Source organism: Christiangramia sp. LLG6405-1, assembly GCF_045055805.1.
Taxonomy (GTDB): Bacteria; Bacteroidota; Bacteroidia; order Flavobacteriales; family Flavobacteriaceae; genus Christiangramia.
In genome coordinates this window covers 2,641,108-2,666,481 of sequence record NZ_CP159330.1, presented here as the reverse complement: position 1 = coordinate 2,666,481, position 25,374 = coordinate 2,641,108, and the positions used below count along the sequence as shown (strand labels likewise).

General features: G+C 37.5%; 27 protein-coding genes. 9 read left to right on the top strand and 18 right to left on the bottom strand.

The window, feature by feature from the left end:
• Positions 1-69 precede the first annotated feature (69 nt).
• The 3 genes from ABVM50_RS12265 to murA all read left to right on the top strand — a co-directional run bounded on the left by ABVM50_RS12265 (position 70) and on the right by murA (position 2,438).
• Positions 70-363, top strand: a complete 294-nt coding sequence (locus ABVM50_RS12265; protein WP_141877864.1) for a DUF493 family protein — start codon at positions 70-72, stop codon at positions 361-363.
• Between the two features lie 101 nt (positions 364-464).
• The gene (locus tag ABVM50_RS12260) at positions 465-1,112 is read left to right on the top strand and encodes a DUF4290 domain-containing protein (protein ID WP_141877863.1); all 648 of its coding nucleotides are present in this window, start codon (positions 465-467) and stop codon (positions 1,110-1,112) included.
• A gap of 12 nt (positions 1,113-1,124) precedes the next feature.
• A complete protein-coding gene (gene murA / locus ABVM50_RS12255) occupies positions 1,125-2,438 on the top strand; it encodes a UDP-N-acetylglucosamine 1-carboxyvinyltransferase (protein WP_405198829.1) in 1,314 nt (437 codons plus the stop codon).
• A gap of 78 nt (positions 2,439-2,516) precedes the next feature.
• Here the strand turns inward: murA and ABVM50_RS12250 are convergent, their stop codons facing one another.
• Complete coding sequence (locus ABVM50_RS12250; protein ID WP_405198828.1) at positions 2,517-3,977, bottom strand: TonB-dependent receptor; 1,461 nt, start codon at positions 3,975-3,977, stop codon at positions 2,517-2,519.
• A gap of 104 nt (positions 3,978-4,081) precedes the next feature.
• Between ABVM50_RS12250 and ABVM50_RS12245 the strand changes: the two genes are divergently transcribed.
• Together ABVM50_RS12245 and ABVM50_RS12240 are read left to right on the top strand one after the other, a co-directional pair.
• Complete coding sequence (locus ABVM50_RS12245) at positions 4,082-4,843, top strand: MBL fold metallo-hydrolase (protein WP_405198827.1); 762 nt, start codon at positions 4,082-4,084, stop codon at positions 4,841-4,843.
• Between the two features lies 1 nt (position 4,844).
• Positions 4,845-5,339: a hypothetical protein gene (locus ABVM50_RS12240; RefSeq protein WP_405198826.1), complete on the top strand. Its 495-nt coding sequence runs from the start codon at positions 4,845-4,847 to the stop codon at positions 5,337-5,339.
• Here ABVM50_RS12240 and ABVM50_RS12235 read toward each other — a convergent pair.
• The 9 genes from ABVM50_RS12235 to ABVM50_RS12195 form a co-directional block, all read right to left on the bottom strand.
• On the bottom strand, positions 5,336-5,992 hold the full coding sequence (locus tag ABVM50_RS12235) for an alpha/beta hydrolase (protein WP_405198825.1): 657 nt from the start codon (positions 5,990-5,992) through the stop codon (positions 5,336-5,338). The genes ABVM50_RS12240 and ABVM50_RS12235 overlap by 4 nt on opposite strands.
• Positions 5,992-6,315 carry a hypothetical protein gene (locus tag ABVM50_RS12230; RefSeq protein ID WP_405198824.1) on the bottom strand — a complete coding sequence of 108 codons (324 nt, stop codon included), beginning with the start codon at positions 6,313-6,315 and terminating at the stop codon, positions 5,992-5,994. Before ABVM50_RS12230 ends, ABVM50_RS12235 begins: the two co-directional genes overlap by 1 nt.
• 2 nt (positions 6,316-6,317) lie before the next feature.
• Positions 6,318-7,571, bottom strand: coding sequence for a dihydroorotase (locus tag ABVM50_RS12225; protein ID WP_405198823.1), 1,254 nt, complete (start codon positions 7,569-7,571; stop codon positions 6,318-6,320).
• Positions 7,568-9,469, bottom strand: a complete 1,902-nt coding sequence (locus ABVM50_RS12220) for a BatA domain-containing protein (RefSeq protein WP_405198822.1) — start codon at positions 9,467-9,469, stop codon at positions 7,568-7,570. Before ABVM50_RS12220 ends, ABVM50_RS12225 begins: the two co-directional genes overlap by 4 nt.
• 44 nt (positions 9,470-9,513) lie before the next feature.
• A complete protein-coding gene (locus tag ABVM50_RS12215; protein WP_405198821.1) occupies positions 9,514-10,716 on the bottom strand; it encodes an ATP-binding protein in 1,203 nt (400 codons plus the stop codon).
• A 61-nt stretch (positions 10,717-10,777) separates the two neighbouring features.
• Positions 10,778-11,995 carry an ATP-binding protein gene (locus tag ABVM50_RS12210; RefSeq protein WP_405198820.1) on the bottom strand — a complete coding sequence of 406 codons (1,218 nt, stop codon included), beginning with the start codon at positions 11,993-11,995 and terminating at the stop codon, positions 10,778-10,780.
• A gap of 56 nt (positions 11,996-12,051) precedes the next feature.
• Complete coding sequence (locus tag ABVM50_RS12205; protein WP_405198819.1) at positions 12,052-12,822, bottom strand: TIGR02757 family protein; 771 nt, start codon at positions 12,820-12,822, stop codon at positions 12,052-12,054.
• Positions 12,819-13,499 carry an ABC transporter ATP-binding protein gene (locus ABVM50_RS12200; protein ID WP_405198818.1) on the bottom strand — a complete coding sequence of 227 codons (681 nt, stop codon included), beginning with the start codon at positions 13,497-13,499 and terminating at the stop codon, positions 12,819-12,821. Before ABVM50_RS12200 ends, ABVM50_RS12205 begins: the two co-directional genes overlap by 4 nt.
• 51 nt (positions 13,500-13,550) lie before the next feature.
• Positions 13,551-15,986 carry a DUF5916 domain-containing protein gene (locus ABVM50_RS12195; RefSeq protein WP_405198817.1) on the bottom strand — a complete coding sequence of 812 codons (2,436 nt, stop codon included), beginning with the start codon at positions 15,984-15,986 and terminating at the stop codon, positions 13,551-13,553.
• Positions 15,987-16,133: 147 nt separating this feature from the next.
• On the opposite strand from ABVM50_RS12195, the gene msrA reads away from it, so the two are divergent.
• Genes msrA through ABVM50_RS12180 form a run of 3 tightly spaced genes read left to right on the top strand, consistent with a single transcriptional unit; the run spans position 16,134 to position 17,632 of the window.
• The gene (msrA, locus tag ABVM50_RS12190) at positions 16,134-16,697 is read left to right on the top strand and encodes a peptide-methionine (S)-S-oxide reductase MsrA (protein WP_405198816.1); all 564 of its coding nucleotides are present in this window, start codon (positions 16,134-16,136) and stop codon (positions 16,695-16,697) included.
• Entirely contained in the window at positions 16,687-17,283 is a 597-nt protein-coding gene (folE, locus tag ABVM50_RS12185) for a GTP cyclohydrolase I FolE (protein WP_405198815.1), read from the top strand. The genes msrA and folE overlap by 11 nt, the downstream gene beginning before the upstream one ends.
• A gap of 43 nt (positions 17,284-17,326) precedes the next feature.
• Positions 17,327-17,632, top strand: coding sequence for a hypothetical protein (locus tag ABVM50_RS12180; RefSeq protein ID WP_141877847.1), 306 nt, complete (start codon positions 17,327-17,329; stop codon positions 17,630-17,632).
• 55 nt (positions 17,633-17,687) lie between these two features.
• On the opposite strand, the gene ABVM50_RS12175 is transcribed toward ABVM50_RS12180, so the two are convergent.
• The 8 genes from ABVM50_RS12175 to ABVM50_RS12140 form a co-directional block, all read right to left on the bottom strand.
• The gene (locus ABVM50_RS12175) at positions 17,688-20,012 is read right to left on the bottom strand and encodes a TonB-dependent receptor (protein ID WP_405198814.1); all 2,325 of its coding nucleotides are present in this window, start codon (positions 20,010-20,012) and stop codon (positions 17,688-17,690) included.
• A gap of 28 nt (positions 20,013-20,040) precedes the next feature.
• Positions 20,041-20,367: a hypothetical protein gene (locus ABVM50_RS12170; RefSeq protein ID WP_405198813.1), complete on the bottom strand. Its 327-nt coding sequence runs from the start codon at positions 20,365-20,367 to the stop codon at positions 20,041-20,043.
• Between the two features lies 1 nt (position 20,368).
• Positions 20,369-20,674: a DUF6787 family protein gene (locus ABVM50_RS12165; RefSeq protein WP_295179200.1), complete on the bottom strand. Its 306-nt coding sequence runs from the start codon at positions 20,672-20,674 to the stop codon at positions 20,369-20,371.
• Between the two features lie 29 nt (positions 20,675-20,703).
• Entirely contained in the window at positions 20,704-21,123 is a 420-nt protein-coding gene (locus tag ABVM50_RS12160; protein ID WP_405198812.1) for a DUF6146 family protein, read from the bottom strand.
• Positions 21,124-21,153: 30 nt separating this feature from the next.
• Complete coding sequence (locus ABVM50_RS12155; protein WP_405198811.1) at positions 21,154-21,702, bottom strand: hypothetical protein; 549 nt, start codon at positions 21,700-21,702, stop codon at positions 21,154-21,156.
• Between the two features lie 6 nt (positions 21,703-21,708).
• Positions 21,709-22,662: a D-2-hydroxyacid dehydrogenase gene (locus ABVM50_RS12150; protein ID WP_405198810.1), complete on the bottom strand. Its 954-nt coding sequence runs from the start codon at positions 22,660-22,662 to the stop codon at positions 21,709-21,711.
• 17 nt (positions 22,663-22,679) lie between these two features.
• On the bottom strand, positions 22,680-23,747 hold the full coding sequence (serC, locus tag ABVM50_RS12145; protein WP_405198809.1) for a 3-phosphoserine/phosphohydroxythreonine transaminase: 1,068 nt from the start codon (positions 23,745-23,747) through the stop codon (positions 22,680-22,682).
• Positions 23,748-23,821: 74 nt separating this feature from the next.
• On the bottom strand, positions 23,822-24,886 hold the full coding sequence (locus ABVM50_RS12140; RefSeq protein WP_405198808.1) for an acyl-CoA reductase: 1,065 nt from the start codon (positions 24,884-24,886) through the stop codon (positions 23,822-23,824).
• Between the two features lie 134 nt (positions 24,887-25,020).
• Here ABVM50_RS12140 and ABVM50_RS12135 point away from each other — a divergent pair, with 134 nt between their 5' ends.
• Positions 25,021-25,371 (top strand): 4Fe-4S dicluster domain-containing protein, encoded by a 351-nt coding sequence (locus tag ABVM50_RS12135; RefSeq protein ID WP_298247220.1) that lies wholly within the window; start codon positions 25,021-25,023, stop codon positions 25,369-25,371.
• Positions 25,372-25,374 lie beyond the last annotated feature (3 nt).

Sequence of the window (25,374 nt, the reverse complement as noted above, 5' to 3'; positions counted from 1 at the left end):
CGGTAAATGAATTTGATTATAAAAATGTTGTCTTTCCTTGTATCTTTGTGATAAAAGAAGGAGAAAACTATGAGTGATTCGACAAATCCGGATGAATTTTACGCAAAACTTAAAAAACAGCTTCAGGATACGGCAATGTGGCCTGCAGAATACCTATACAAATTTATTGTCCCTACAAAAGGGGAGAAGGTAACACAGGTTGAAGATATCTTTGACAACATGGGAGCTGTGATCAATACCAAACAATCTAAAAAAGGAACGTATACCAGTGTTTCCATTAATGTTAGGATGAAAGATCCTGACCATGTGATTGAAAAATATAAAGAAGTGGCTGATAAAGTTGAAGGGGTTATTTCTCTTTAATGATCGCACAATTGCTCTATTTTCTTGTCATTCTTACTGAATATTTAGTATTTTGCACGCAGGAGAAAACTTCTATTAAATTACCTAATTAAATCTCAATTTTGACAAACGCTTTAGAATATAACTCTGAAAGGAGTAAACTGATCATTCCTGAATATGGCAGACATTTGCAAAAAATGGTGGAACATGCTGTAGAAATCGAAGATGATAAAGAACGTAACAAAGTTGCTAATTCAATTATTGCTGTAATGGGTAATATGAATCCGCATCTTCGTGATGTGCCAGATTTTCAGCATAAATTGTGGGATCAGCTTTTTATGATCAGTGATTTTAAACTGGATGTTGAGTCTCCTTTTCCAAAACCGACCAGGGAAATGCTTACAGAGCGTCCCGAAATGCTTGATTATCCTGAGAATAATCCTAAGTACAGGTTCTACGGAAATAATATCAAGCGCATGATCGATGCGGCAAAGGATAAGGAAGAAGGTGATTTTAAAGATGCCCTGGTGATGACTATCGCCAATCACATGAAAAAATCTTACCTGAACTGGAATCGTGATTCTGTAGATGATGAAGTGATCATTAATCATTTGAAAGAATTGAGTGGTGGAAAGATAAATCTCAAAAATGCTGATGAGGATCTAACCCAGGCTTCAGAACTTATTCGCGGAAGCGGATCCAACAAGAAGAAATACTCGAAAAACAAAAAACATACCGGCGGCCGTAAGCCTGGTCGTAAACGCCACTAATATTTTTCTTTAATGGGAACATTTCAAATAGAAGGCGGTCATCGTTTGAGCGGGGAAATACAACCTCAAGGAGCAAAAAACGAGGCGCTGCAAATTTTATGTGCAGTATTGTTAACCGATGAAAAGGTGGTTATCAATAACATTCCAGATATACTGGACGTTAACAAACTAATCAACTTACTAAAAAATCTTGGTGTTAAGATCGAAAAGCTGGGTAAAGGAAGTTATTCCTTTGAAAGTGATGATCTGGACATGGAATATCTGAATAGTGAACAGTTCAAGATCGATGGAGGAGGACTTCGTGGTTCCATAATGATCGTTGGACCTATGCTTGGAAGATTTGGGAAAGGTTTCATTCCTAAACCTGGTGGAGACAAAATTGGTCGACGCAGACTCGATACTCACTTCGAAGGTTTTATGAAACTGGGAGCAGATTTCAGATACAACAAAGAAGAACGTTTTTATGGAGTTGAAGCTCCTGATGGTTTAACTGGAAGTTATATGTTACTGGAAGAAGCATCAGTAACTGGAACTGCGAACATTGTAATGGCCGCAGTACTTGCTAAAGGAAAAACGACCATTTATAATGCAGCCTGCGAACCGTATTTACAGCAGTTATGCCTAATGATGAACCGTATGGGTGCCAACATTAGTGGAATAGGTTCTAATATGCTTATCATAGACGGTGTAAAGAAGCTGGGAGGTTGTGATCATACAATTCTTCCAGATATGATCGAAATTGGTTCATGGATTGGTCTTGCCGCTATGACAAAAAGTGAGATCACTATAAAGAATGTGAACTGGGACATGTTGGGTATCATCCCTACAACCTTCAGGAAACTAGGAATTACTGTTGAAAGAAAAGGCGATGATATTTTTATACCTGCACACTCTGAAGGTTATGAGGTACAGAGCTTTATTGATGGCTCGATCATGAATATTAGTGATGCTCCATGGCCAGGGTTTACCCCAGATCTTTTGAGTATCATCCTTGTAATCGCAACTCAGGCAAGAGGAAGCGTATTGATACATCAAAAAATGTTTGAAAGCAGGTTGTTTTTTGTAGATAAGCTTATAGATATGGGAGCGAAGATCATTCTTTGTGATCCACATAGAGCCACGGTAATAGGCCATGACTTTCAATCTCAGTTAAAAGCTACTACGATGACCTCTCCAGATATTAGAGCGGGAATCTCCTTATTGATTGCAGCACTTTCAGCAAAAGGAACTTCAACGATACATAACATCGAGCAAATAGACAGAGGTTATGAAAATATTGAAGAAAGATTAAAAGCGATAGGAGCGAAGATCACCAGAATCGCGTAATTGTATATTTCTTCGGAATTAAGATCATAAAAAAAGCTGTTCGTTAGAACAGCTTTTTTTATGCTTTATGTAACAAGGTTAGACTTCCGACTTCGCCTGTTCTTTATGCTCCTTATAATGAAAGAGATTTTGCTCCTTGATCATTTTTGTGGTTTTTTCTGGAAGCATATCTTCCCAGCCACTTTTGCCTTCGCTGATCATTTTTAATACTTCGCGAGAATAAACATTCAGCGTTTCTGGATTGTAATTCTTGATATCCTCAACACGTCCGTTATATTTAAAGAACTTGAATAATTCCTTCATTCTTGGGTGAACTTTCAGATTTTCGCTGGTAGTTAGTTCACCAGTTTTTTCATCTTTCAGTGGATATAAGTACACCTTCAGATCTTTAAAGAATAATTTTCCGAAGGCTTCAAGAATACCGCCGCTTAGATGTCTATAGTATTTTTCATCAAATACATCCACAAGATTCTGAACACCCATGGTAAGACCCATACGTTGTTTAGAGTATCTGGAGAAGTATTCTACTACCTTGAAGTATTCCTGGAAGTTAGAGATCATAACTGTTTGACCTAGTGAGCATAAAAGTTCAGCTCTATCCATGAAATCACGCTCATCGATCTCCCCTTCAGCTCGTAAGTTGGACAGGGTAATCTCGAAAATGATCTCAGTATTTTCTTCAGAAACTTTACTTTCATTGAAGAATAATTCTTTAGATCTTTCATACATATCCATGTTTACCTTGGTAACAGGTCTAAAGCTACCACGCAGTGCAAGTATGTTCTTTTTGTAAAGTATTTTTGCAGGAAGGACATTGTTTCCATCAGGACCGAACATTACCGCATCGGTCATTCCATTCTTGACCAGCTGTAAGCTCATCAGTCTGTTATCTACGTTCTCGAAACGAGGACCTGAGAAATTGATCGTATCAATCTCGATCTGATCCTTATCTATATGATCATACAGGTAACGTAGTAGTTTTTTAGGATTGTCGTACTTGTAATAAGCGCCGTAAATTAGGTTAACACCTAGTATTCCTAAGGTGTTTTGCTGGTGACGGGCGTCATTTTCATGAAATCTCACGTGTAGCAGGATCTCATTATATTCTTCTTTGGGATCTACCTGATATCTGATTCCTACCCAACCATGACCTTTATATTTCTTCGCGAAATCTATGGTAGCAACAGTATTGGCATAAGTAAAGAATAATTTATTCGGATGCTTTTCCCTGGAAATACGCTCTTCAATAAGATGCGTTTCGTGAGATAACATTTTCTTCAACCTTGCTTCAGTAACATATCGCCTGTCATCTTCAACTCCGTAGATAGCATCACTAAAATCCTTATCATAGGCACTCATTGCCTTAGCGATGGTTCCAGATGCACCTCCAGCACGAAAGAAGTTTCGCACTGTTTCCTGCCCGGCACCAATTTCAGAAAAAGTTCCGTAGATATTTTCGTTAAGATTGATACGCAGGGCCTTACTATTAATAGAAGGAACATTTTCAAATTCCTTATCGCCCATTATGGTAATTGGCATATTTTATTGTTTAGGTAAGCATTGTTAATTGCGTACTTCAAAAGTACTAAAAGCGGTAGGCATACAAAAAAATATATTTACTTTTGTGTCAAAAATAACAGCATTTGGAAGTTACATTCTTAGGTACTGGAACATCACAAGGCATACCAATAATCGGGGTGGATCACCCGGTATGTTACAGCGATGACCCTCGTGATAAAAGACTTCGGGTCTCTGTACTGGTAAACTGGAAAGGCAAGAATATTTTGATCGACTGTGGGCCAGATTTCAGACAGCAGATGCTTGCCAATAATGTAAAAAAACTGGATGCTATTTTTTATACACATGAACACAATGACCATACTGCCGGTCTGGATGATATAAGACCATATTTTTTTAGGCAGGGAGACATTCCTATTTTCGCTCATCAAAGAGTTTTAAATTCCCTAAGAAGAAAGTTCGATTACATTTTTACTTCGGAAGATCGATATCCCGGAGCTCCCGCAGTTATTGAGAATGTAGTACAAAATGAAGAGTTTCAATTCGAGGGCTTAAGTATTATGCCTGTAGATTTTAAACATAATAAATTACAGGTCTTTGGATATAGATTAGGTGATTTTGCTTATCTCACAGATATTAAAACAATTACCGAAGAAGAGATTGCCAAACTGAAGGATTTAAAAGTTCTGGTAGTTAGCGCTTTAAGAAGAGAGCCACATCATTCACATTTCAACCTTGAAGAAGCCTTGGAGTTTGTAGAAATGGTGAAGCCGGAAAGAACATATTTTACACATATTAGCCATATGCTTGGATTTCACGCAGAAGTAGAGGAGGAGCTACCTGAGAATATTCATCTCGCATATGACAATTTAAAAATTGAAATTTAGCATGCGTAGCAAGATTCTAATGTATCTATTCATTTTCGCTTTATTATTCTGCATATTCATCTATGTAAATGATAAAAGAATTCTGGATTCAAAACAGGAAAAGATCGAGCAACTCGAGGATAAGCTTTCTGAAGTTGAACTCAATCAAGATCAACAGTATATAGCAACTTCAGAAGATTACTTCAATTTGCAGGATAATGAAGATGCGATCACTTACTTTCAGAATAATGGAGTAGAGACCGAAGGACTTATCACAAAAATCGAAGATGCAATCATTTCTAAGAATAGCGCTTCAAATGATAATCCTCTGGTTCCACATGCCGGTATGGAAGGTTCCATGAGGATCAACAAAATAAAAGTGCTTAATCACAAATGGATCATTGCCGACTTTACCGATGGATCTTACTGGGGTGAAGTGTTTTTAACCTACACTATTCAGGAAGACGGGGGACCGGTTTTCAATACCGAGCAATCATTCCTGTATCCTAAATATTAGAGTCTTTTTTGAAGCCATTTTTTGAGTTCAAAGAAATTCTGTGGAGCAACCCCGTGACCGACCGGAAATTCAGAATAAGTAAAATCTACACCAAGGTTTTCTAAGAACGGTTTAGTTCTGCGTGCCCATTCTACAGGGATCACCTGGTCTGCAGATCCATGTGAGCAGTAGAAAGATAGCTGACTAAGATCATTTTTAAGGTAATCCTGCCCGAATATTTCTTTATTGATATAACCGCTAAGAGCAATCACATTATCGATCTTTTCCGGGTAAGTCAACGCCACGGCATAACTCAAGATACTTCCCTGGCTAAAACCTAAAAGATTGATCTTTGAAGCATCTACTGGGTAGTTTTCGATCACCTGATCAATAAAAGTAGCGATCGTATCTCTTGACTTAATAGCCTGAATATCATCACTAAACTTTCCGTTTTCATTATCAAAATGAATAGCATACCAAGCATTACCATATGGTTGCATTGGATAAGGCGCTTTAGCAGAAATGATAAATAACTCCTCTGGCATTTCCTCTGCGAAAGAAAAAAGGTCGTTCTCATCGCTTCCGTAGCCATGTAGAAGAATGAGTGCAGGCGCGTTTTCAACGCTTACTTTAGGTTTTCTTATAATATGATCTAAAACAAAATTGTCTTGCATTACTTAACTGTACTTAAAAATTTTTGAAATAAAGCGCCAAGAATAGGCACTTCCTTGGTTTGACCCTGTATTGCAGTAATAATTCCGTAGCCCCAAAGCACTATAAAAAACAGGTAGAAGGCTCCTATTATAAAAACCTGGTCGAACAATCCCATTAAAGCTCCAATAAGGTAAAAGGTAATGTTGATCCCAAAAGCCTGCCTTATATGAAAACTAGCAAATTCATTCTTCTCTTCCATATTCATGAAATAGGCAATAATGGTCCCTACAATAGTGATATAAGAGATAATTGCACTGGTCCTTGCGTTACCTTCGGTATTCATGCTTATGATCTTAAAATTAATCCGGCATTGTTCACTACTCCAACAGCTTTTCCCTTTAATTCGCTATCCAGAAAGATGCTATTCTTAGAAGTAGATAGAATATCGTTTTTTTCAAAGGTATACTTTACATCTGGGAGGAATAAACTAAGATTGGCAGGACTACCTTCTTCGAGTTTCGTTGTTTCCAACTTAAAACGTTCTAATCCCGAAGTTAGAAATTTAATGGTTTCTTCAGTAGTAAATATAGTTTGCAAGGCGCCGAAAGCCGATTCCAAACCAATACTACCATACAAAGCATTATCAAATTCAACTTTTTTATTTTCAACGTCTATTGGATTATGGTCTGATGTAACCATATCTATAGTACCATCTTTTAATCCCTGAATAAGTGCCTCATTATCTGCCTGAGTTCTCAATGGTGGTAACACCTTTGCGTTAGCATCGTAGTTCGATAGCATTTCGTCTGTAAGAAGCAGATTATGAATTGCTACACTACAGGAAACATCCAGACCTTTTTTCTTGGCTTCTCTTATGAGTGTAACCGACTTTGCCGTTGAAATTGTAGGAATATGTAGTTTTCCACCTGTATATTCCAGAATATAAAGATCGCGGGTTATCTGAAGTTCTTCGGCCAGATTAGGGATACCTTTAAGGCCCAGGGCAGTACTATTCTTATGCTCGTTAACCATACCATTGGTCGCAATTCGATTTTCCTGCGGATAACTTTGTATTAGAGCGTCAAAATTCTGCGCATACTGCAAGGCAATTTTCAGAAGATTGGGATTTTTTAAAGGTGATTTATAATCTCCAAAACTAATCGCACCGGATTGTTGCATATCCAGTAATTCTGCCAGATCTACACCTTCACTTTTAATGGTTAGTGCACCAATAGGATAAAGATTTACAGGGTGTCCCAAACTTTTAGATTTTACGGCAGAAATAGAACCGCTATGGTCAAGTACAGGATTGGTATAAGGATTTAGTGCAACGCCCGTGAAACCTGAGCTTCCAGCAACTTCGAGTCCGTTTTCTATGGTTTCCCTTTCTTCATAGCCAGGTTCTCCAAAGCAAACACTACTATCAAACCAACCTCTGGAAACATGTAAACCTTCGATTTCAACATGTTTTACATCTTCCTTTAGTATATCCTCCTTAATTTCAGCAATTACTCCATTCTCGATATAAATGTCGGTCGTTTGCCCGTTTAGAGGCGAAGACTCATCAATAATTGTAACCGCTTTTAGAAGTAATTTCATTTCAGAAGTTTTAATAGTAGCATTTCTATTGCCAGAAATATGATCGCAAAAATAATAAACCATTTCCAAAGCGAGCTGCTTTCATTTCCTGCTTTTACTTCGGAAAAGTATTCTGCTATAGATTCATGATTCTGGAATGAAAATATCCCCGGATCTAAGTATTGGAGTTCGCTCTCGTTTCTTGGGTCGTTCAAACTCAAATTTGCTAAAGTCTTGTCCTGGCTCTTAATTTCATAATTTCCGGCATCCAATTCTTCTGAACCAACACTTATGGAAACCCTATCTGCAAATCTTTGCTGCTGCGGAATAAAATCCAGGTTATCCGTGGTAAGATGAAGCACACGATCCTGTTCGATTTTTGCAGGTATAGATATTTCTTTAAATTCTGAAGTCTGGTAATAAAGTTGAGGAGGAGGGAGGCTTTGCAGTCCAATCTGGTATAGAACAGGTACAATTAACGGCGAATTCTGAAAATTTGATATTTGCTCATTTAGTGGAGCTGTAAAGATATAGATATTGGACTTAGATATAAGAAAAGGATCATTGTTCTGAAAACTTAGAATACTGTTGCCGGAGATGTTACTGAAATAACCACTGACACGGGGATACTCGAAATTTTGAATCTTCTTTTGAAACACGTTTTCCAATAGCGGATGTCCAAAATTAATAGTAGTAATGAGTTTTTCGCCATCGATCCATTCAGGTTTAAATCCCAATTGAAATTTACCAGAAAACCGAATGAATTCATTTCTGTTTTTTGAATTTGGAATAAATAGAACACTGGATCCTTCGTTAGAACGTTGTTTTATATTGTTAAGATTCGCAGCACTTAACTCACTTAATTCATTTAAAACTATCAAACTGGCTTGTTGAATATCGGTATATTCAACTTCATTCGCTTCGCTTACTTTTAAATTAAATTCTGGTTCTGTATATAATCTTTGAAGATAATTTGAATCACCTTCAGAAATTGCCAGAACATTGATTGGGGTTTGTTCAGAAATACTGAAGTAGATAATATTATCATATTTCAAGCCCTCATCATCTATAACAACTCTTCCGTTAGAGATGTTTTGTGATGGTATGGAAAAAGTGGTTTTTATGTCGCTTTTATCGGCATCGATGGTTTTCCTGCTTAAGAGTTGAGCACCATCATACATGGAAATAACTAATCTATCCTTTTGTGAATTACCTGAAAGTAAAACTTCAATATCATGAATTTCAGCCTTCGAATTCACTAAATAAAGAGTATCGATCTGTAGATTTCGGGTATTTTCAGAGGTAAGCTTTATGCTGGTTTTAATGTTTTCAGGAACATCTAATTCCGTTTGGCTAAGAAATGCTTCCTGGAAATCTGAAATAAGTACCAGATTTGAAGAATCCCTTTTACGTAACTGCTGGGTTTTTAGTAAAACACTATTCAGATCCATTTGTCTGGAGGTATAGTTGATTTTCTGTAGTATATCTTTTAATTCCTCAACAGACTTTTTAGTATACAAGCCATCATTGGTGATCAGGCTATAAATTGAAGAGGCATCGAGATTTTCAAGAATTTCGTTTCTGGCTATTTCCAGGAGTTCGTCACCTTGATTCTTAAGTTGCATACTATAAGAATTGTCCAGGTAAATGATCAATTTTTTAGTGGAGGTTGCAGATTCTGCGGGATAATAGGGTTTGGCAAATGCAAGTATTAGAAAGCCTAGCAAAGACAATCTTGAGAAAAGAACCAGAAACTTCTTTAGTTGAGAGCTTTTGCGTGTTTGCTGAACGACACGTTTTAAAAATTTAACGTTCGTGAAGTCTTCCTTCTGAAATCTGCGTAGTTTGAAAAGATGAACCAGAATAGGAATAATAAGCAAAAACAATGCATACAGTAATTCCGGATGTTCAAATTGCATAGAAACAAAGCTGTTTCTCAAATATAGCTAAACACGCAGAAGTTTTAGTGTCGGGGAACGCTAAATTTAAAATTACTTCCTTCACCTTCGGTAGAAGAAATACTTACTTTCCCATGCATGGATTCCACTAACTTTTTCACAGTGGCGAGTCCAATTCCACTTCCTACATTACCATCACGGTCGGCGGTATCGAGTGTAGCAAATAATTCAAAGATCTTTTCAAACCTTTCCGCAGGAATTCCGTTACCATTATCTATAACTTCAAAGTAGTAAAATTCTTCTTCCGGAGTGAATTCGATCCTGACTTTTCTTATATCCTTATCGTTATACTTCAGTGCATTACTAATGAGATTCATAAAGACCTGCGTGAGTGCTGCTTTGTTAACAGCGGTCAACTCAATATCATCAGGATAACTGATCTCAATATTGTTGGAAACCGTATAAAGGTCTACGATAGGCTTTAATAGCTTGCCTAAGTTTATATTAGAAGCTTCTTTTTTGATGACATGATCACTACGATAAAAGCTTAAAATTCCATCAATATAATTCCGAAGAGAATAAGAGGCTTCTACCAGAAACTGCAGGTATTGGTTCGTTTCTTCATCAAATTTCTCCTTGTTTTCATCTTTAAGCAATTCACTTAGTGAAATGATATTCGCTAGGGGAGACTTTAGATCATGCGATACCAGGCTTGCGAATTTCTCTAACTCCTTATACTTTTCTTCCAGTTTATTCTGAACAGTAAAAAGTTTCTGTTTCTGCTTTCTGGATTCAAATAACTTTAAGGCTTGTTTTGATAAGGCTAACAGCGCTTTTTCCTGCATGGAACTTAGCTCTTTTTCGAAGGTATCGAAAATACAGAATACCGCTATAGCATGACCATCAGGATTATATAATGGGACACCGGCATAAAAACTATATTCAGTAGCATACATCCCTGTTGCCGACTCAAATATTTCGGGATCTTCTGAACGCTTAAGACAGAGAATAGGAGTTTTACTTTTGATCGTGAGATCACAGAAAGAGTGTTCTCGCTCGATCTCACTAATTTCGGTTCCATGAACAGATTTGTTCCAGATACGATCCCGATCAACGATATTTATTTTAGCAACCGAAACCTCGCAGGCGACTGTGGCCAGGAAAGTAAGATTGTCATAATCTTCGTCTGGTCCTGAATTTACAATTTGATATTCCTTTAAAGCGGCCCGCCTTAATTTCTCATTAAAAGTGCCTGAATTTTTCTGCATTTCCCCTTACATTCTTGATTTAAAGTTATTTAAATTTAAATAACTTTTTCAGAATAAAAACTTAAACCGGGATATTATGTCGTAAAACGCTGAACTCGAATACAGTACCTTTATTTTCTTCAGAATTAAGAGTAATAGTACCTCCAAGACTGTTTACCAGCTTTTTAACTGTGGAAAGTCCGATACCATGACCTTTCTTACCTCTGCGGTCCTGTTTCGCGACCGTGGTAAAAAGATCAAAGATCTTAGACTGCTGTTCCTGAGCGATACCTATCCCATTGTCACTAATTTTGAAATTGAAAAAGTGCTCATTTTCTGTACAATCAATATCGATCACTATTTTCTCGCGATCATTGTACTTAAGACTATTATTGATCAAATTCATAAAGATCTGCCCTATAGCTGAGGCATTTCCATCAATCAATAGATTATTATCGGGAAGATTGATCTCACAGTTATCTGCAATTTGGAGAAGATCTATAATGTCCTCCAGCATATCATTCAGAAAGAATTCTTTTACACTATTGTCACCTTGGTGTTCGTTGGAATAATGGTCAAGCAAACCGTTTATATATTCACTCAAGGTTAGCCCGGAATCTTTAAGATAAGAGATATATTTCGCTCCTTCATCACCTAATTTTACAGCATACTTTGCCTTTAGGACGTCTGCAGTGATGATCATATTTGCAAGAGGCATCTTGAGGTCATGAGATACAGTACTCGCAAATTGTTGCAATACCTTATAGCTTTCATCAAGCTCTTCTTTCATCTTTTCAAGTACACTGTTGGCCCTGCGAGTTTCCAGTAAAAGCTCTACCTGTTTCCCCAACGATTTTAAAGCCATTTTCTGTTCTTCGTCCAGATGATGCTCTTTGGAGTCATAAACACAAAGTGTTCCCATAGGATAGCCTTTTGGATCCAGAAGTGAAATACCTGCGTAATAATTAATAGGAGTATCTGCAGTAACGAACGGGTTATCAAAAAAACGATTATCCTTGGACGCGTTTGGAACTTCCAGTAGATTCTCAGGATCTGTAATGGTATGACCGCAGAATGAAACATCTCGAGGAGAACCTTTTAAATCTGTTCCGTAACTGGATTTGAAAAAATTACGATCGGCATCGATCATATTTACTACCGCGATAGGCGTTTTACAAATATAACTGGCCAGCCTGGTAATATGATCATAAGCTTCTTCCGGAAGAGTATCCATGATATTGAGTTCTCTCAGAGACTCAAGTCTTTGAAGTTCATTAATTGGCTTTTCCGGAGTTATCATAAAAGCATCCTGTTTTTAAGGTTCAAATAAAGATAAAAATACTGAAGTTAAAAATACTAAAACTGATCTTTTTCATAAACACCCAGACCAAAGAGTGCAAAATCATATTTAACAGGATCCAAAGGATCCATTTTTCTCAATTCCAAGTCGAGCTCTTTTACTGCTTTAGCATCATTCGCTTTCCTGTGCAAAATTCCGAGTTTCCTTGCAATGTTACCAGAATGAACGTCTAAAGGACAGCTAAGTTTAGCTGCAGGAATCGTTTCCCATATACCAAAATCCACGCCATGCTCATCTTTCCTGATCATCCAGCGCAAATACATATTGATTCTTTTTGCTGCTGAATTTTTCAGCGGATCACTTACATGCTTCTCGGTTCTTGCCTGGTGAGCTAATTCGAAAAAGATATTTTTTAGTTCATGGATGGCATTCTGAAGATGGGTTTCAGTCTGATATTTGACAAAAATATCCTCTAATCCGCCGTGCTGAAGATATATATTCCGAAGTGCTTTTAGAAAATACTTGAGATCATTAGCGTTAAAGGTACGATGAACAAAACCTTCAAATCTTTCAAGATCCTGGTCTGAATGATTTAAAATAAAATCATAGGGAGCATGATCCATTAATTTCATCATCTGATTAGCATTTTTTAAAATGCTTTTGCGGTTTCCCCAGGCAATGGTCGCTGCCAGAAAACCCGAAATCTCAATATCTTCCTTCTTCTGAAATAAATGCGGAATACTAACCGGATCTTCAGTAATAAACGAGGTGGTGTTGTACTGAGCCGTTTTAAAATCAAGAAATTCTTTTAACTCTGCCTTCTTCAAATACTGTTTTTTATTTCAGGAGCAATTTTACCATCTACCATCGTAAGTTTTCTATCTGCCATATTCGCCAGTTCTTCATTATGTGTAACGATCACAAAAGTTTGATCAAATTCATCTCTGAGTCTGAAAAATAACTGGTGAAGATTTTCCGCAGATTCTGAATCCAGGTTTCCTGATGGTTCATCAGCAAAAATGACTGCAGGGTTATTAATAAGACTTCTGGCTACCGCGATTCTCTGCTGTTCTCCACCACTCAATTCTCCAGGTTTATGTGAAGCCCTATTTTTAAGACCAAGAAATTCAAGTAATTCCATAGCGCGATCTTCAGCCTCTTTTTTCGGAGTTTTATGAATAAATGCTGGGATACATATATTTTCTAATGCCGTAAATTCTGGAAGTAACTGGTGAAACTGAAAAATGAATCCTATATGCTTATTTCGGAATTTAGAAAGTTCTCTGGATTTGAGTCCGTAGATATCAGTACCATTGATAAGAAGTTCTGAATTTTTATCTTTTCCCGGTTTGTCCAGAGTACCCAGGATTTGCAGTAAAGTGGTTTTTCCCGCACCTGAAGCTCCAACGATCGAAACGATTTCTTTCTTCTTGATATGCAGGTCTACCGACTTCAATACGTGCAGATCCCCGTAATATTTATGTATGTTCTTTGCGATTATCATGAATGCGAAATAGACATTCCGAAATTAGCCAAATTGCAGGCATTCCCCAAGTTAACTGCGGAATATGTTTCGGAGGTTATTGTAATCTATAAAATAAACGACTCTAAGGCTTAAATTGTGCCGGGCAGGTTTTGAAAATAAATTGTCCAGGCTATCTGAATAATTGAGTTCACTCAGTTTATCTTCATTAAAGATCGAATTTCGATACAGGAGCACGGCTTCACTACCGGGCGCAAACTGCCAGCGGTAGCTTAGATCTAGATTCCAGATATTAAAGTTGGCGTCTGGATCTCTTAAAGTATTGGTGTCATAATTTGTAGCTTCAAGTTCACCATCTGCGATCAATTTAAGATAAGAGTTATCACCAAAACTTGCCGTGGACCAGAATTGTCTCGCGCTTAAACTCAAACCTTGTTTTGTATTAAAATTGTAATTCGCTCTAATTGAATTTTCCACGGTTTTCTGATCCCTTATTCCGAAGATGATATTGTCATTAACTTTGTTTACGAAACTAGGTCGCTCATTTTGAAGTCCGTAATCAAACTCATAAACCATATTAAACCTGTCACTAAACCTGAATCTTGGTTCAATGCTTAAACCATAATAAGCATAATCTGTATCAAAATATTCTTCTACATAAATCCTGGAGTCGATTGCAAATTTCTTCCGATAATCTGAGGATATAAAAAATCTTGAACTTGCAAAAGGATTGTAGGTGACATACGTATCGACAGCCCTGGTTTCAAAATAATCTCTAAACTTTGAGTTGAAATCCAGAGATCCTCCAAACGCAAAACGTTCGCGGGTCATCGCAAAGAAATCTCCGCCCATCCCTGTATTAATGGTCTTATCAGGTTTATATCTTCTACGGTGCTGGCCGTATAGACTAATTTGGAAATTATTAAAATTACCCTGTGGTTCAAAGATCTGGTAGGAAGTCCCCCAGAAGATGTTGTTATAATTGTTCGTAAAATTGATGCCAAGGTCGTTAATGTCAAAAGTTTCGTTCGCGAACTCGTGAGCAATTCTATACCTAAAGTTTCCTTTCGTACGACATGCTGCGAAATAGGAGGCAAAACCAGTAAGATTCTGGCCAGGAAGGTTGACGTTACTCATCTTTGCCTGCCCTTCAACATTAAAACTGTTGGCCTTGTTGTAAACATCAAACAGAAAGCCTGTTACGTTTCCATCTCTAAAGTTACCATCGCGTGTAACATTTGTATTAATTAGTGTTATTGAAGAGTTTTTATTAAATCTTTGATCCAGAACTACAATATTATAATTGGCAAGTGGCTCGGTGATCGTAGATCTTGTGTTGCCAGTTAAAGTATCACGAAATACTGCTTTCGCTTCGCTGGTAATAGCATTAAAGACCCCAATACCTAAACCACGATCTGTTCTTCCGGAAACTTTCAGCGCATTAATAAGATCTGTTCTGCTTGGATTTTCAAGAATTTCCTCACTATCAAGTCTGTTGGTTTGAGCAGCGTTAAATCCAATAGGAGTACTCCCAACTCTTCTTGAATAGAATAAGTTCCCTTTATTAAAAAGCTCAGTTCCTTCAGTAAAGAAAGCACGGTTCTCACCAAAGATCTGTTCAAAAGGCCCAAGGTTCAATTCTACTTCGTCATAAGCTGTCTGTCCAAAGTCCGGCACTAAGGTCATATCTAAAGTGAAGGAATCATTGATACCATATTTTAGATCCATTCCGGCGTTGAAACTAAAATCATCGCTGCCATCAAAAGAATCAAAAGCAGATTGTATATAAGGGTATAAACTCAAGCGAACAGGTGGATCAATATTATTAATTCCAGTAAGCAAACCTGTGTATTGTGCCATTTGTCCAACCGACTTATTGATATAGTTCCAGACATAGGTCTCATTTCTATGCGTGATCTCACGGGAAAATTGCAGGCCCCATCTTTGTTTTTCAGTTTCCGGAAATCTCAATGCTGAATAGGGGATCTTCATTTCCAGATACCAGCCATTTTCATCCTGGGAAACTGCCGACTCCCATACCACATTATATCCATAATCTTCCTGAGATCCAGTGATGCGGGCATCAGCCTGAGTTCCAGCGGAAGTTACAATAAATCTGGTCTGATTCTCACCGTCATCATAAGTGTTGATGTCCATCAAAAAATATTCAGATTGCTGAAGATTGTCCCGCTGAGTAAATTGCCTGATCGTTTTATCTGGATCACTTTCCTTCATGGTAGCAGTTATGTAGATCGCAAGATCATCATACAGGATCTTGACTTCTGTAGCGTGAGATTCGGGAATTGGAGTACCATCTCCAGGTTCTACCATTACAAAATTTTCAGCAAGAGTTGCTTTCTTCCATACATCTTCCGAAGCTAGTCCATCGATCTTTGGAGCTTCCTGTATACGAGTCGCTTCGTAATTTTTCCTGGTTTCTGAATTTTGTGAAGATAAAATGCTGCAATTGATGATAATAATGAAAAGCAGCCAGTAATTTTTCGACATTTATTGATGAATGTTCAATATTGATATTTACGTAAAAGTATATGCTAAATCTTTATCGGCAAAGTTTTTCATTAAATTCCCGTTAAACGGAGTATTTCTTGTTTAATTAGACCTTAAATTTGATAAACAAAAATTATATTGCAGGTTATGAATGAAGATAATTTGAAGAAAGCGACCCTTGCCGGTGGATGTTTCTGGTGTACAGAGGCTGTTTTCCAGAGATTGAATGGTGTACAAAAAGTGGTATCAGGTTTTACAGGTGGTGCGATCAAGAACCCCGCCTATAGAGAGATCATTACTGGTCGCACTGGTCACGCAGAAGCAATACAAATTACGTACGATCCAGATAAAATTGCATACAACGAATTACTATTGGTATTTTTTGCAACTCATGATCCAACTACGCTTAACAGGCAACAGAATGATGTGGGAACCCAATATAGAAGTGCGATATTCTTTCATGATGAAGAGCAGGAGAAGGTAGCGAGAAAAACCATAGATGTCATTGAAGAAGAGAATGCGTTTGACGATCCTATCGTAACCGAAGTGACTGAAGCTTCCGCTTTCTACGTGGCAGAACAAGAACATCAGGACTTCTACAATCAACATAGGCAACAACCATATTGCCAGTTTATAATTGACCCGAAAATAACAAAACTGAAAAAGTATTTTTCAGATAAGCTGAAGCAAACTAACGATCATGGCATATAAATTTTTTGAAGAATACAACCAGGAGGTTACTGGTAAAATGAAACAGAGTTTCGAGGATATCATAGTGGGCGTAGGGGAAAACCCTGAACGTGAAGGAATCGTAAAGACTCCTGAAAGAGCGGCTAAAGCAATGCAATTCTTAACTCAGGGATATGAAATGGATGCGGAAAAGATCCTGAAAAAAGCGATGTTCTCAGAAGATTATGATGAAATGGTCGTGGTGAAGGATATAGAGCTATATTCTCTTTGTGAACATCATATGCTGCCATTCTTCGGAAAAGCCCATATAGCATACATTCCTAAAGGAAAAATAGTAGGATTGAGTAAGATTCCCCGAGTCGTGGATGTTTTTGCTCGAAGGCTACAGGTACAGGAAAGATTAACCCATGATATCCTGGAATGTTTGAACAAGACATTGCAACCTCAGGGAGTAGCTGTGGTGATCGAAGCCGTCCATATGTGCATGATGATGCGCGGAGTGCAGAAGCAGAATAGTGCAACAACCACCTCGGGTTTCCGTGGACAGTTCAAAGAAATTGAAACCAGGAATGAGTTCCTCAAACTTATAAGCTCAGACCTTAAATAGATTTGGCACCTTATTTGCTTTTAAATATTCAAAACCAAAAAACATGAAGCTATTTAAAAATAAATTATTTGCAAAAGGTCTGGTATATGACCTTGTAGGAATGGCCACTGTTGCTATTCCATTCGTTGGTCCATTTTTGGATTTACTCTGGGCGCCATATGCTGCTAAAAAGATGAGAGATATGTATCCGGGGAGAAAAGGTAAATTAGCCTCCGTACTCGTGTTCATTGAAGAGATTCTTCCGGGAACTGATATAATTCCGACGTTTACACTAATGTATCTTTATACTTATGTTTGGAAGAAGGAACCTATGATGCAACCACAGGTGATCGAAGTAGAAAGCTACTAGAATTTGCCAGATAAAAATTAAGAAAGGGCTACTGATTTCAGTAGCCCTTTCTTAATTAAATATGAATATTAGCAGAGAGCATTAAATTTCTCCCAACATTCGAAATGCCATCATTCTTCAAACGGGACAGTTGTGAAAAATAATTCTTATCAAACAGATTATTCACACTTAGTCGCAATTCAAATAATGCGCTGTTTGTTCGAATTTCAGTTCCCGCACCTAGATTCACCAGGCTGTAGCCACCAGTTCGGGTTTCAAAACTTCCAGGATTTTCCTGATCAAACACATTCTTCAAGGTTAAGAAGCTGTAAGAACCTGATAACAACTTCCCTTTATCAAACTCAACTCTGAAAGTGTTTGTAAGGGAATTTGCTGGAATTAACGGTAGGTAATCATCATTATCCAGTTTTCCGGTTACCGTTTCAAAGCTACTTTCCAGGTGAAGCCAATCCAATGGGTGTGGGTGAAGATGAATACCTACTTCACCACCATACAATTTAGCATCATCTTGCTGATAACGAAATACGTTCTCATCATCTATAATTTCTCCAGATGGACTTATAAATATATAGTCATTCACATTGTTATAAAAACCATTCACAAAAGCTTCGAAATGTTGATTTCTCCACTCAACGGCGAGATCGATCTGAAAGTTCTGTTCATTATCAAGATCAGGATTTCCAATTTCATATCTGTTAGCACCATTATGAGATCCATTAGAGGTTAGTTCAGATAAATTTGGCGCTCTAAACCCACTGGCAAGATTTAACCTGGTGGTAAGATTATCGGTAATATCGAATTTTGCACCTAAAGCTCCATTAAAGCTATTGAACTGTCTATCGACTTCATCCAGGATATCTCCGTCCTCTGCGACATAGGATTCTGTTTCAATAGACCTGTTATCATATCGAATTCCTCCTTGAAAGTCAATTCGTGGTAAGTGATAATGAGCAGTGGCAAATACACCAAAATCAGTAGTTGTCGCATCAGGTATTAAAATTTCCTCACCAAAATTCTCGTTGCTCTGCCACATTCCCTGCACTCCGGCAATAAGGTCAAGGTTATCGAACTTAGGAAAATTGTATTTTAAATTATAGTTCAAAGTTTCTAAATGCATCTCAAGAGCTGGTTCATCACCTTCATGCTCCTCACCTTCATGCTGCTCATCTCCATGCTCTTCACCTTCATGTTCTTCCTCTTCATGCTCTTCGCCCTCGTGTTCTTCGTGCTCTTCACCTTCATGATCTTCGTGATGATGATGATCTTCAAATTCCTGGCGATCATTGAACTGGTAACCAACTTTCAGGTCGATACTGGAATTATTCAGATAGAACTTGTTATCAAGACTCAGAATATGGTTGTCAATATTCTGGTAGGGTAGAAGTGGTTCTTTGTTAGTAGATTGAACACCCAATTCTTCCGGAATACCAATTTCAGAATTATTAAAGTTATAACGTAGATCTCCTTTATAAACACTGTTCTGGAAACCAATTCCAGCTTTAATATCCTTCTCATTGAAACGAGTATTGGTAACTCTTTCTCCACCTCCTGTTTCATAATCACTATGAGCCGCATAACTTCCGCGGGCAATAAACTTTAATCGATCACCAGCAGTAGAAGCCATTAAACTGGTTTGATACCCTAGCGTATTTGTAAAATAATCTGACTCCAGGCTGGCTTTGGTGCTGTTTTCATTTGCATATCTTTCAGGATTCAAATATAAAACTCCACCAATCGCATCACTTCCGTAGAGTAAAGAGGCAGGGCCTTTTATCACTTCCACGCTGGCAATTCCTTTTGAACTAATTCCCAGGCCATGCTCATCGCCATATTGCTGATTCTCTAAACGAACTCCCTGGGTATAGACGAGCACACGATTGGAACTAAGTCCTCTAATTACTGGTTTCCCAATTCCCAATCCAGTGGTAAGATTTTCGACTCCTGCTATTTGAGTAATTCCTTCGGATAGGTTTACAGCTCCATTTTTAGAAAGTTCAGAAACACTTTCGCGTTCCACCTTCATTACATTATCGCTTTGTAATTGGTGAAAAGGAGTAGATACTATAACCTCCTCCATCTCTATGGCTGAAGGTTTTAATGTAATGGTAATATCCTGAGAAGGTAGAACCACATCCTGTGTATAACTGGCGTATCCTATTGAGGATATCACCATTTTAAAATTACCGCTTGGCAAATCTGATATTTTAAAATTACCATCAAGATCTGTCATCGTCCCTCTTTCAAGAGTAGGGAAATAGATGTTTGCACTAAGAACTGGTTCTTGAGTATCCTGATCGGTGATCTTTCCGCTCAGGGAATTTTGTCCATATATAATAGACTGCACTGCCAATAGCAGCGTCAATAACATTGTGTTACGCATTGAAATATTTTAAATGATTAAAACTGAATTATCCTGTAATAGATAAAGCAGGCGGACCACGTAGCTCATAGCACAATGGCTCGTAATCATTTAAAAATCGATAATAATCGTAGGTGAGAGTAGAGGTATAGAAAACCTCAGCAAATTGAAAACTCTGGAAGTCCAGTGATATTACTGGATTTTTTTGAAACTTATGAAGTTCACAATCCAAAGACTTATCATGATAATGCTCATCTGCATAATTATCACATAATTTATGTCCATGATCTGCGAAAATATGGGAAAAACTCACTCCAGTAGGAAGCAGTATGAGTACCGCCGTAAAAAGTAGGAGTATGTTCTTCAGTAAAGCCATATTAGGAATTAAACATTTTAGCGAAACCCAGCCTGCTCAACATTTTCTTTTCGAAAGCCCAGAAAAATTGAAACTGACCGAAGATCCAACCAAAACTTACCAATAAAACCTGGTATATTGGAAAGATCAATAAAATTCGAAGTGTCCAGTAGATGCTCCAATGTGTAGTTTCAGAAGTGATTCCTAGAAATTCACAGAGCGGACCGGCAATTTTTGCAGAGGAAGAACCCGTAATGGCAAATACCAGCAATATGATAAATAGCTGCCAGTTATCATCAATTCCCCATCTAGCCTTCAGTTTTTTCATACGGCAAATATACGATTTTGCTTAAAAAATCAAATTCGTGTAGGAACACTAAATCGTTGGTTGTAATGTCTGCTGAAAAAAACAAAATAATTGTAGAGCAAATAATTTACCTCATACCCATAATCTGTATTCGAATCATAGTTTATTTGATTTATATATAAATTGGGATCGTAGGTTTGTGGCTGCATAACCCTCGTATTGTATTCAGTTACCAGGAACTGGTTTTTATTTTCCAGATAAGACTGCGTATGATATCCTCTAGGTCGAGCATAGGAGTTGATGAACAGGTTGAATCCTGGTTCAATGATGATAATTTCATATTCGAGACTATCATTGGCGATACGAACAGTATCATTAGTTGCATCTTTATCCTTGAAATCTCTGGATCGTCCGGAGCCACAACTATAAATAAATAAGGCCAGTAGGCAAATGTAAATTAGATTCTTCATAACAATTTAATTAGCAGCAATAAGCGTTCCCTATTTCCCTCCTGTAAAACCTCCTAAAATACTGTCTTCGGAAGAGTCTTTATCTTCCAGAGCAATTCTTCCTGCAGGTTTGATAAGATCTGCGGAATCATTTGCTCCGCTCGTAATTACTTTTATAAATTCTTCTGAAGCTTTTTCAGAAGCGCCTAATAAAGTTCTTTTAATTTCAGTAAGCTCCAATTTGCCGTTTATGGATTGGATTTCAGAAATGATTGAACCTATAATGTTTTCAGCAATGTTTATAAATCTGGCTGAATTATTAGATTCGACCTTATATGTATTTAGCAGTAATGAGTTCATCACCTTTTTATCTTCCGAAGAGATAATAGAAGTTTCATTCAATAGATCTGCAAAGTTCAAATCACTAAATTTTGCATCTGATTTGCTGGAAGTAGAATGATCGACTCTTGAAATAGTCCACGGCAAGAGACTTGCAAAAATTTCCAGAATCAACTCTTTATCCAGGTTTAATTCCTCATGAGTATTTTGGATGAGTTGCTTACCTGATGAAATTTTAAAAAGGTCCAGAATATTTGCCATTGCCTACTATTTTTTAAATATTTTGATAATTTGATGAGCCAGTTCTTCTCCAATTCTTTCCTGAGCCTCACTAGTTGCAGCACCAATATGCGGACTAAGAGAAATACTTTCGTTCATCAACAATTTTATAGCTGGTGAAGGTTCATTTTCAAAAGTATCCAGGGCAGCAAAAGAAACTTTTTCTTCTTCTATCGCTACCAGGAGCGCTTCTTCATCTAGAATCCCACCACGAGCGGTGTTGATGATTCCCACACCATTTTTCATTTTATCAAATTCAGCTTTACCAATAATTGGCTTAGACTGTGCGGGAACATGTAAACTTATAAAATCTGCATGCACTATTAGTTGCTCTACGGGTTCAGTCTTGATAGGAATAGTAACCTTCTGGTCGTTGTAGAACTCCAGTTTGATCTCGGTTTCTCCCACTTCCTTATCGCTGGCAACCACGCGCATTCCAACTCCTAAAGCAATTTTAGCTACTTCACGACCAATTCTTCCCAGACCTATAATTCCTAGAGTTTTACCACGTAATTCAGATCCACCAGCATAAGATTTTTTAAGATCTTTAAATCTAGAATCTCCTTCCAAAGGCATATTTCTATTGGAATCATGCAATTTTCTGGCACCTCCAAAAAGGTGAGCAAAAACAAGCTCTGCTACAGAAGCTGAAGAAGCTTCCGGTGTATTTATTACAGAGATACCTTTACTAAGCGCGTATTCCACATCGATATTATCCATGCCAACACCACCGCGTCCAATAACCTTTAGATGTATACAATTATCTATAATATTCTTGCGAACCTCTGTTGCACTGCGTACAAGAAGGACGCTAATTCCATTACTTTTTAAGTAATCTTCCAGTTGATCTTGGGCAACTTTCTTAATGATGACTTCAAAGCCGGCATCCTTTAATAGTTGTACACCACTTTGAGATAAACCGTCATTTGCTAATACTTTCATTCTAATTTATGTCTGGATTAGTTTATTTCTTTCTCTAATTTCTGCATGAGATCTACTACTACCTGCACACTTTCTATTGATAATGCATTGTACATGGAAGCTCTGTATCCACCAACACTTCTATGTCCGCTAAGACCATTCACACCAGCATCTTTCCACATTTTATCGAATTGATCTTTATGAGACTCATCCTTAAGGTTAAAAGTAGGGTTCATTGGTGATCTGTCTTCTTTAGCGGCGAAACCTTCGAATAAAGGATTACGATCAATTTCATCATATAAAAGAGCTGCTTTCTCTGTATTTCTTTTCTCCATAGCAGCAATACCACCATTCTTTTTGATCCATCGCATGGTAAGCATAGAAACATATACTGCATAAACAGGAGGTGTATTGAACATACTATCCTTGGAGATATGTACCTGATAATCCATCATGCTGGGAATCTTCCGGTCAATTTTGCCTAAAATGCTTTCTTTAATAACAACAAGAACAGTTCCGGCTGGTCCCATATTTTTCTGGGCTCCAGCATAAATAAGATCAAAATCTTCAAAATTAAGTTGTCTTGAAAAGATATCACTACTCATGTCACAAACGCTGGGAACATCAGTTTTTGGAAATTCCTTCATCTGTGTTCCAAAAATCGTATTGTTACTGGTGCAGTGAAAATAGTCTGCATCTTCTGGAATTGAATAATTCTTCGGAATATAATTGAAGTTTTTATCTTTTGAGGATGCAACTTCGATCACCTCACCAAATAATTTAGCTTCCTTGATCGCTTTAGAGGACCAAGTACCTGTATTAAGATAGGCCGCTTTGTTATTCAGTAGATTGTAAGCAGTCATTAAAAATTGCATACTCGCGCCTCCCTGAAGAAAAAGTGCTTTGTAACCTTTATCCTGCAAACCCAAAAGTTCAAGAGCCAGATTCTGAGCTTCTTCCATTACTGATACAAAATCTGCACTACGGTGAGAAATCTCTAATATCGAAAGACCTGAGTTATTAAAATCCAGAATCGCCTGAGAAGCTTCCTGGAATACTTCCTGTGGTAATATGCATGGACCTGCGCTGAAATTATGCTTTTTCATTGATGTGTATTATTAATGTGTATTCACAAAGATGCCAAATTTAGAAGGTCTTTGCTGTTATCGAAATGATAAGATTAAAGTTTACTAAGGAATTCTATAGTATCAATATTATCTGCGTAATCCCAAAGTTCTGGTTGTTGTGTTTTACCAAATGCAACTTCATCGGGCATTGGATCTTTCCTTACTACACACTGTAACTTTTCGGAATTGGAATCAAGAACTTCTTTCAGGTTATCTTCATCCTTATAAGTTTGATAAAATACTGATGCAATAGGAGAACCAAAACTTTCATCCTCTTTCAGCATTAAAAAACCATTATCAATGATCTTATATTCACTCATTAAATAAACTGCCTTATTGTAATCATAATTATTGGCATATTTATTTTCGTTGATAATAGGATTCCAGGAATACATCGCCTTGAAGAACTGGTCAAAATCATATCTTTCAGGAACATATAATTTAGAGACGTTACGGCACCCAAGACCATAATATAGAAAGATATCCTCACTTAAAGCCTCGAGTTCCTCTTTAGACTCTTTTCCAGTAAGGATAGCAATAGAATTTCTGTTCTTGCGAACAATGCTTGGTTTTCCTTTAAAGTAATATTCAAAATATCGGGCAGTATTATCGCTTCCTGTGGCGATCACTGCATCAAAGTTCTCTAGTTTCCCTTTGGTGAATTCTATCCTGTTCTTATATTCTGAATTCTGCTCGATAAGGAATCGAGCGATAATAGGTAGTAACAGCTCATCACTGGAGGATTGCTTTATTTGAATTTTATGATCACAGATGATCGTGGAAATAAAATCATGGAAACCAACCAGCGGAATATTTCCAGCCATGACAATCCCAATTTTTTTTCCACCAGAATTGGAAAGATCATAGCGACCTATCCATTTTTGAATATTCTCGAATTTTAAGGCTTCACTCCACTGCTGAAGTGAGAATACAATATTTTCCCGGGTAAACCATCCGTTACGATGAATGGAAGCATCGATCTTCTCATGCATTTCGTTAGTAAGCTCATCTAATTCTGAAAAATCTGGATGTTTTTGAACTCCATCGATCTGAAACTGACCTAAAAATTTTCCTAATGCAACAAGGTTTGAAGTATGCTCTTCGATTGTCATGTTCATATTTGGTTATGAGGGTGGCCTATCTTAAATTTGTGAAGCGAAATTAAAGTTTCCGAAGCTATTAACCATAATTTTCTCTAAAAGCTCAGGTCTTTTTTCGCTCAGTACTTAAATTTACCAATAAAAACAGAGCTATGGCAATTGTAATAACCGATGAATGTATAAACTGCGGTGCATGTGAACCAGAGTGTCCTAACACGGCAATTTACGAAGGTGCAGATGACTGGAGATATGCAGATGGAACCGATCTAGAAGGTGATGTGGTACTTCCCGGAGGGAAAGAAGCCAACGCAAATGAAGCTCAGGAACCTATAAGCGATGAAATTTACTATATAGTACCAGATAAATGTACCGAATGTAAAGGTTTTCACGAAGAACCTCAATGTGCGGCAGTTTGTCCAGTAGATTGTTGTGTTCCAGATGATGAGCATGTTGAATCTGAAGAGAAATTACTTCAGAAACAAAGTTTTATGCATCACGATTAAAGA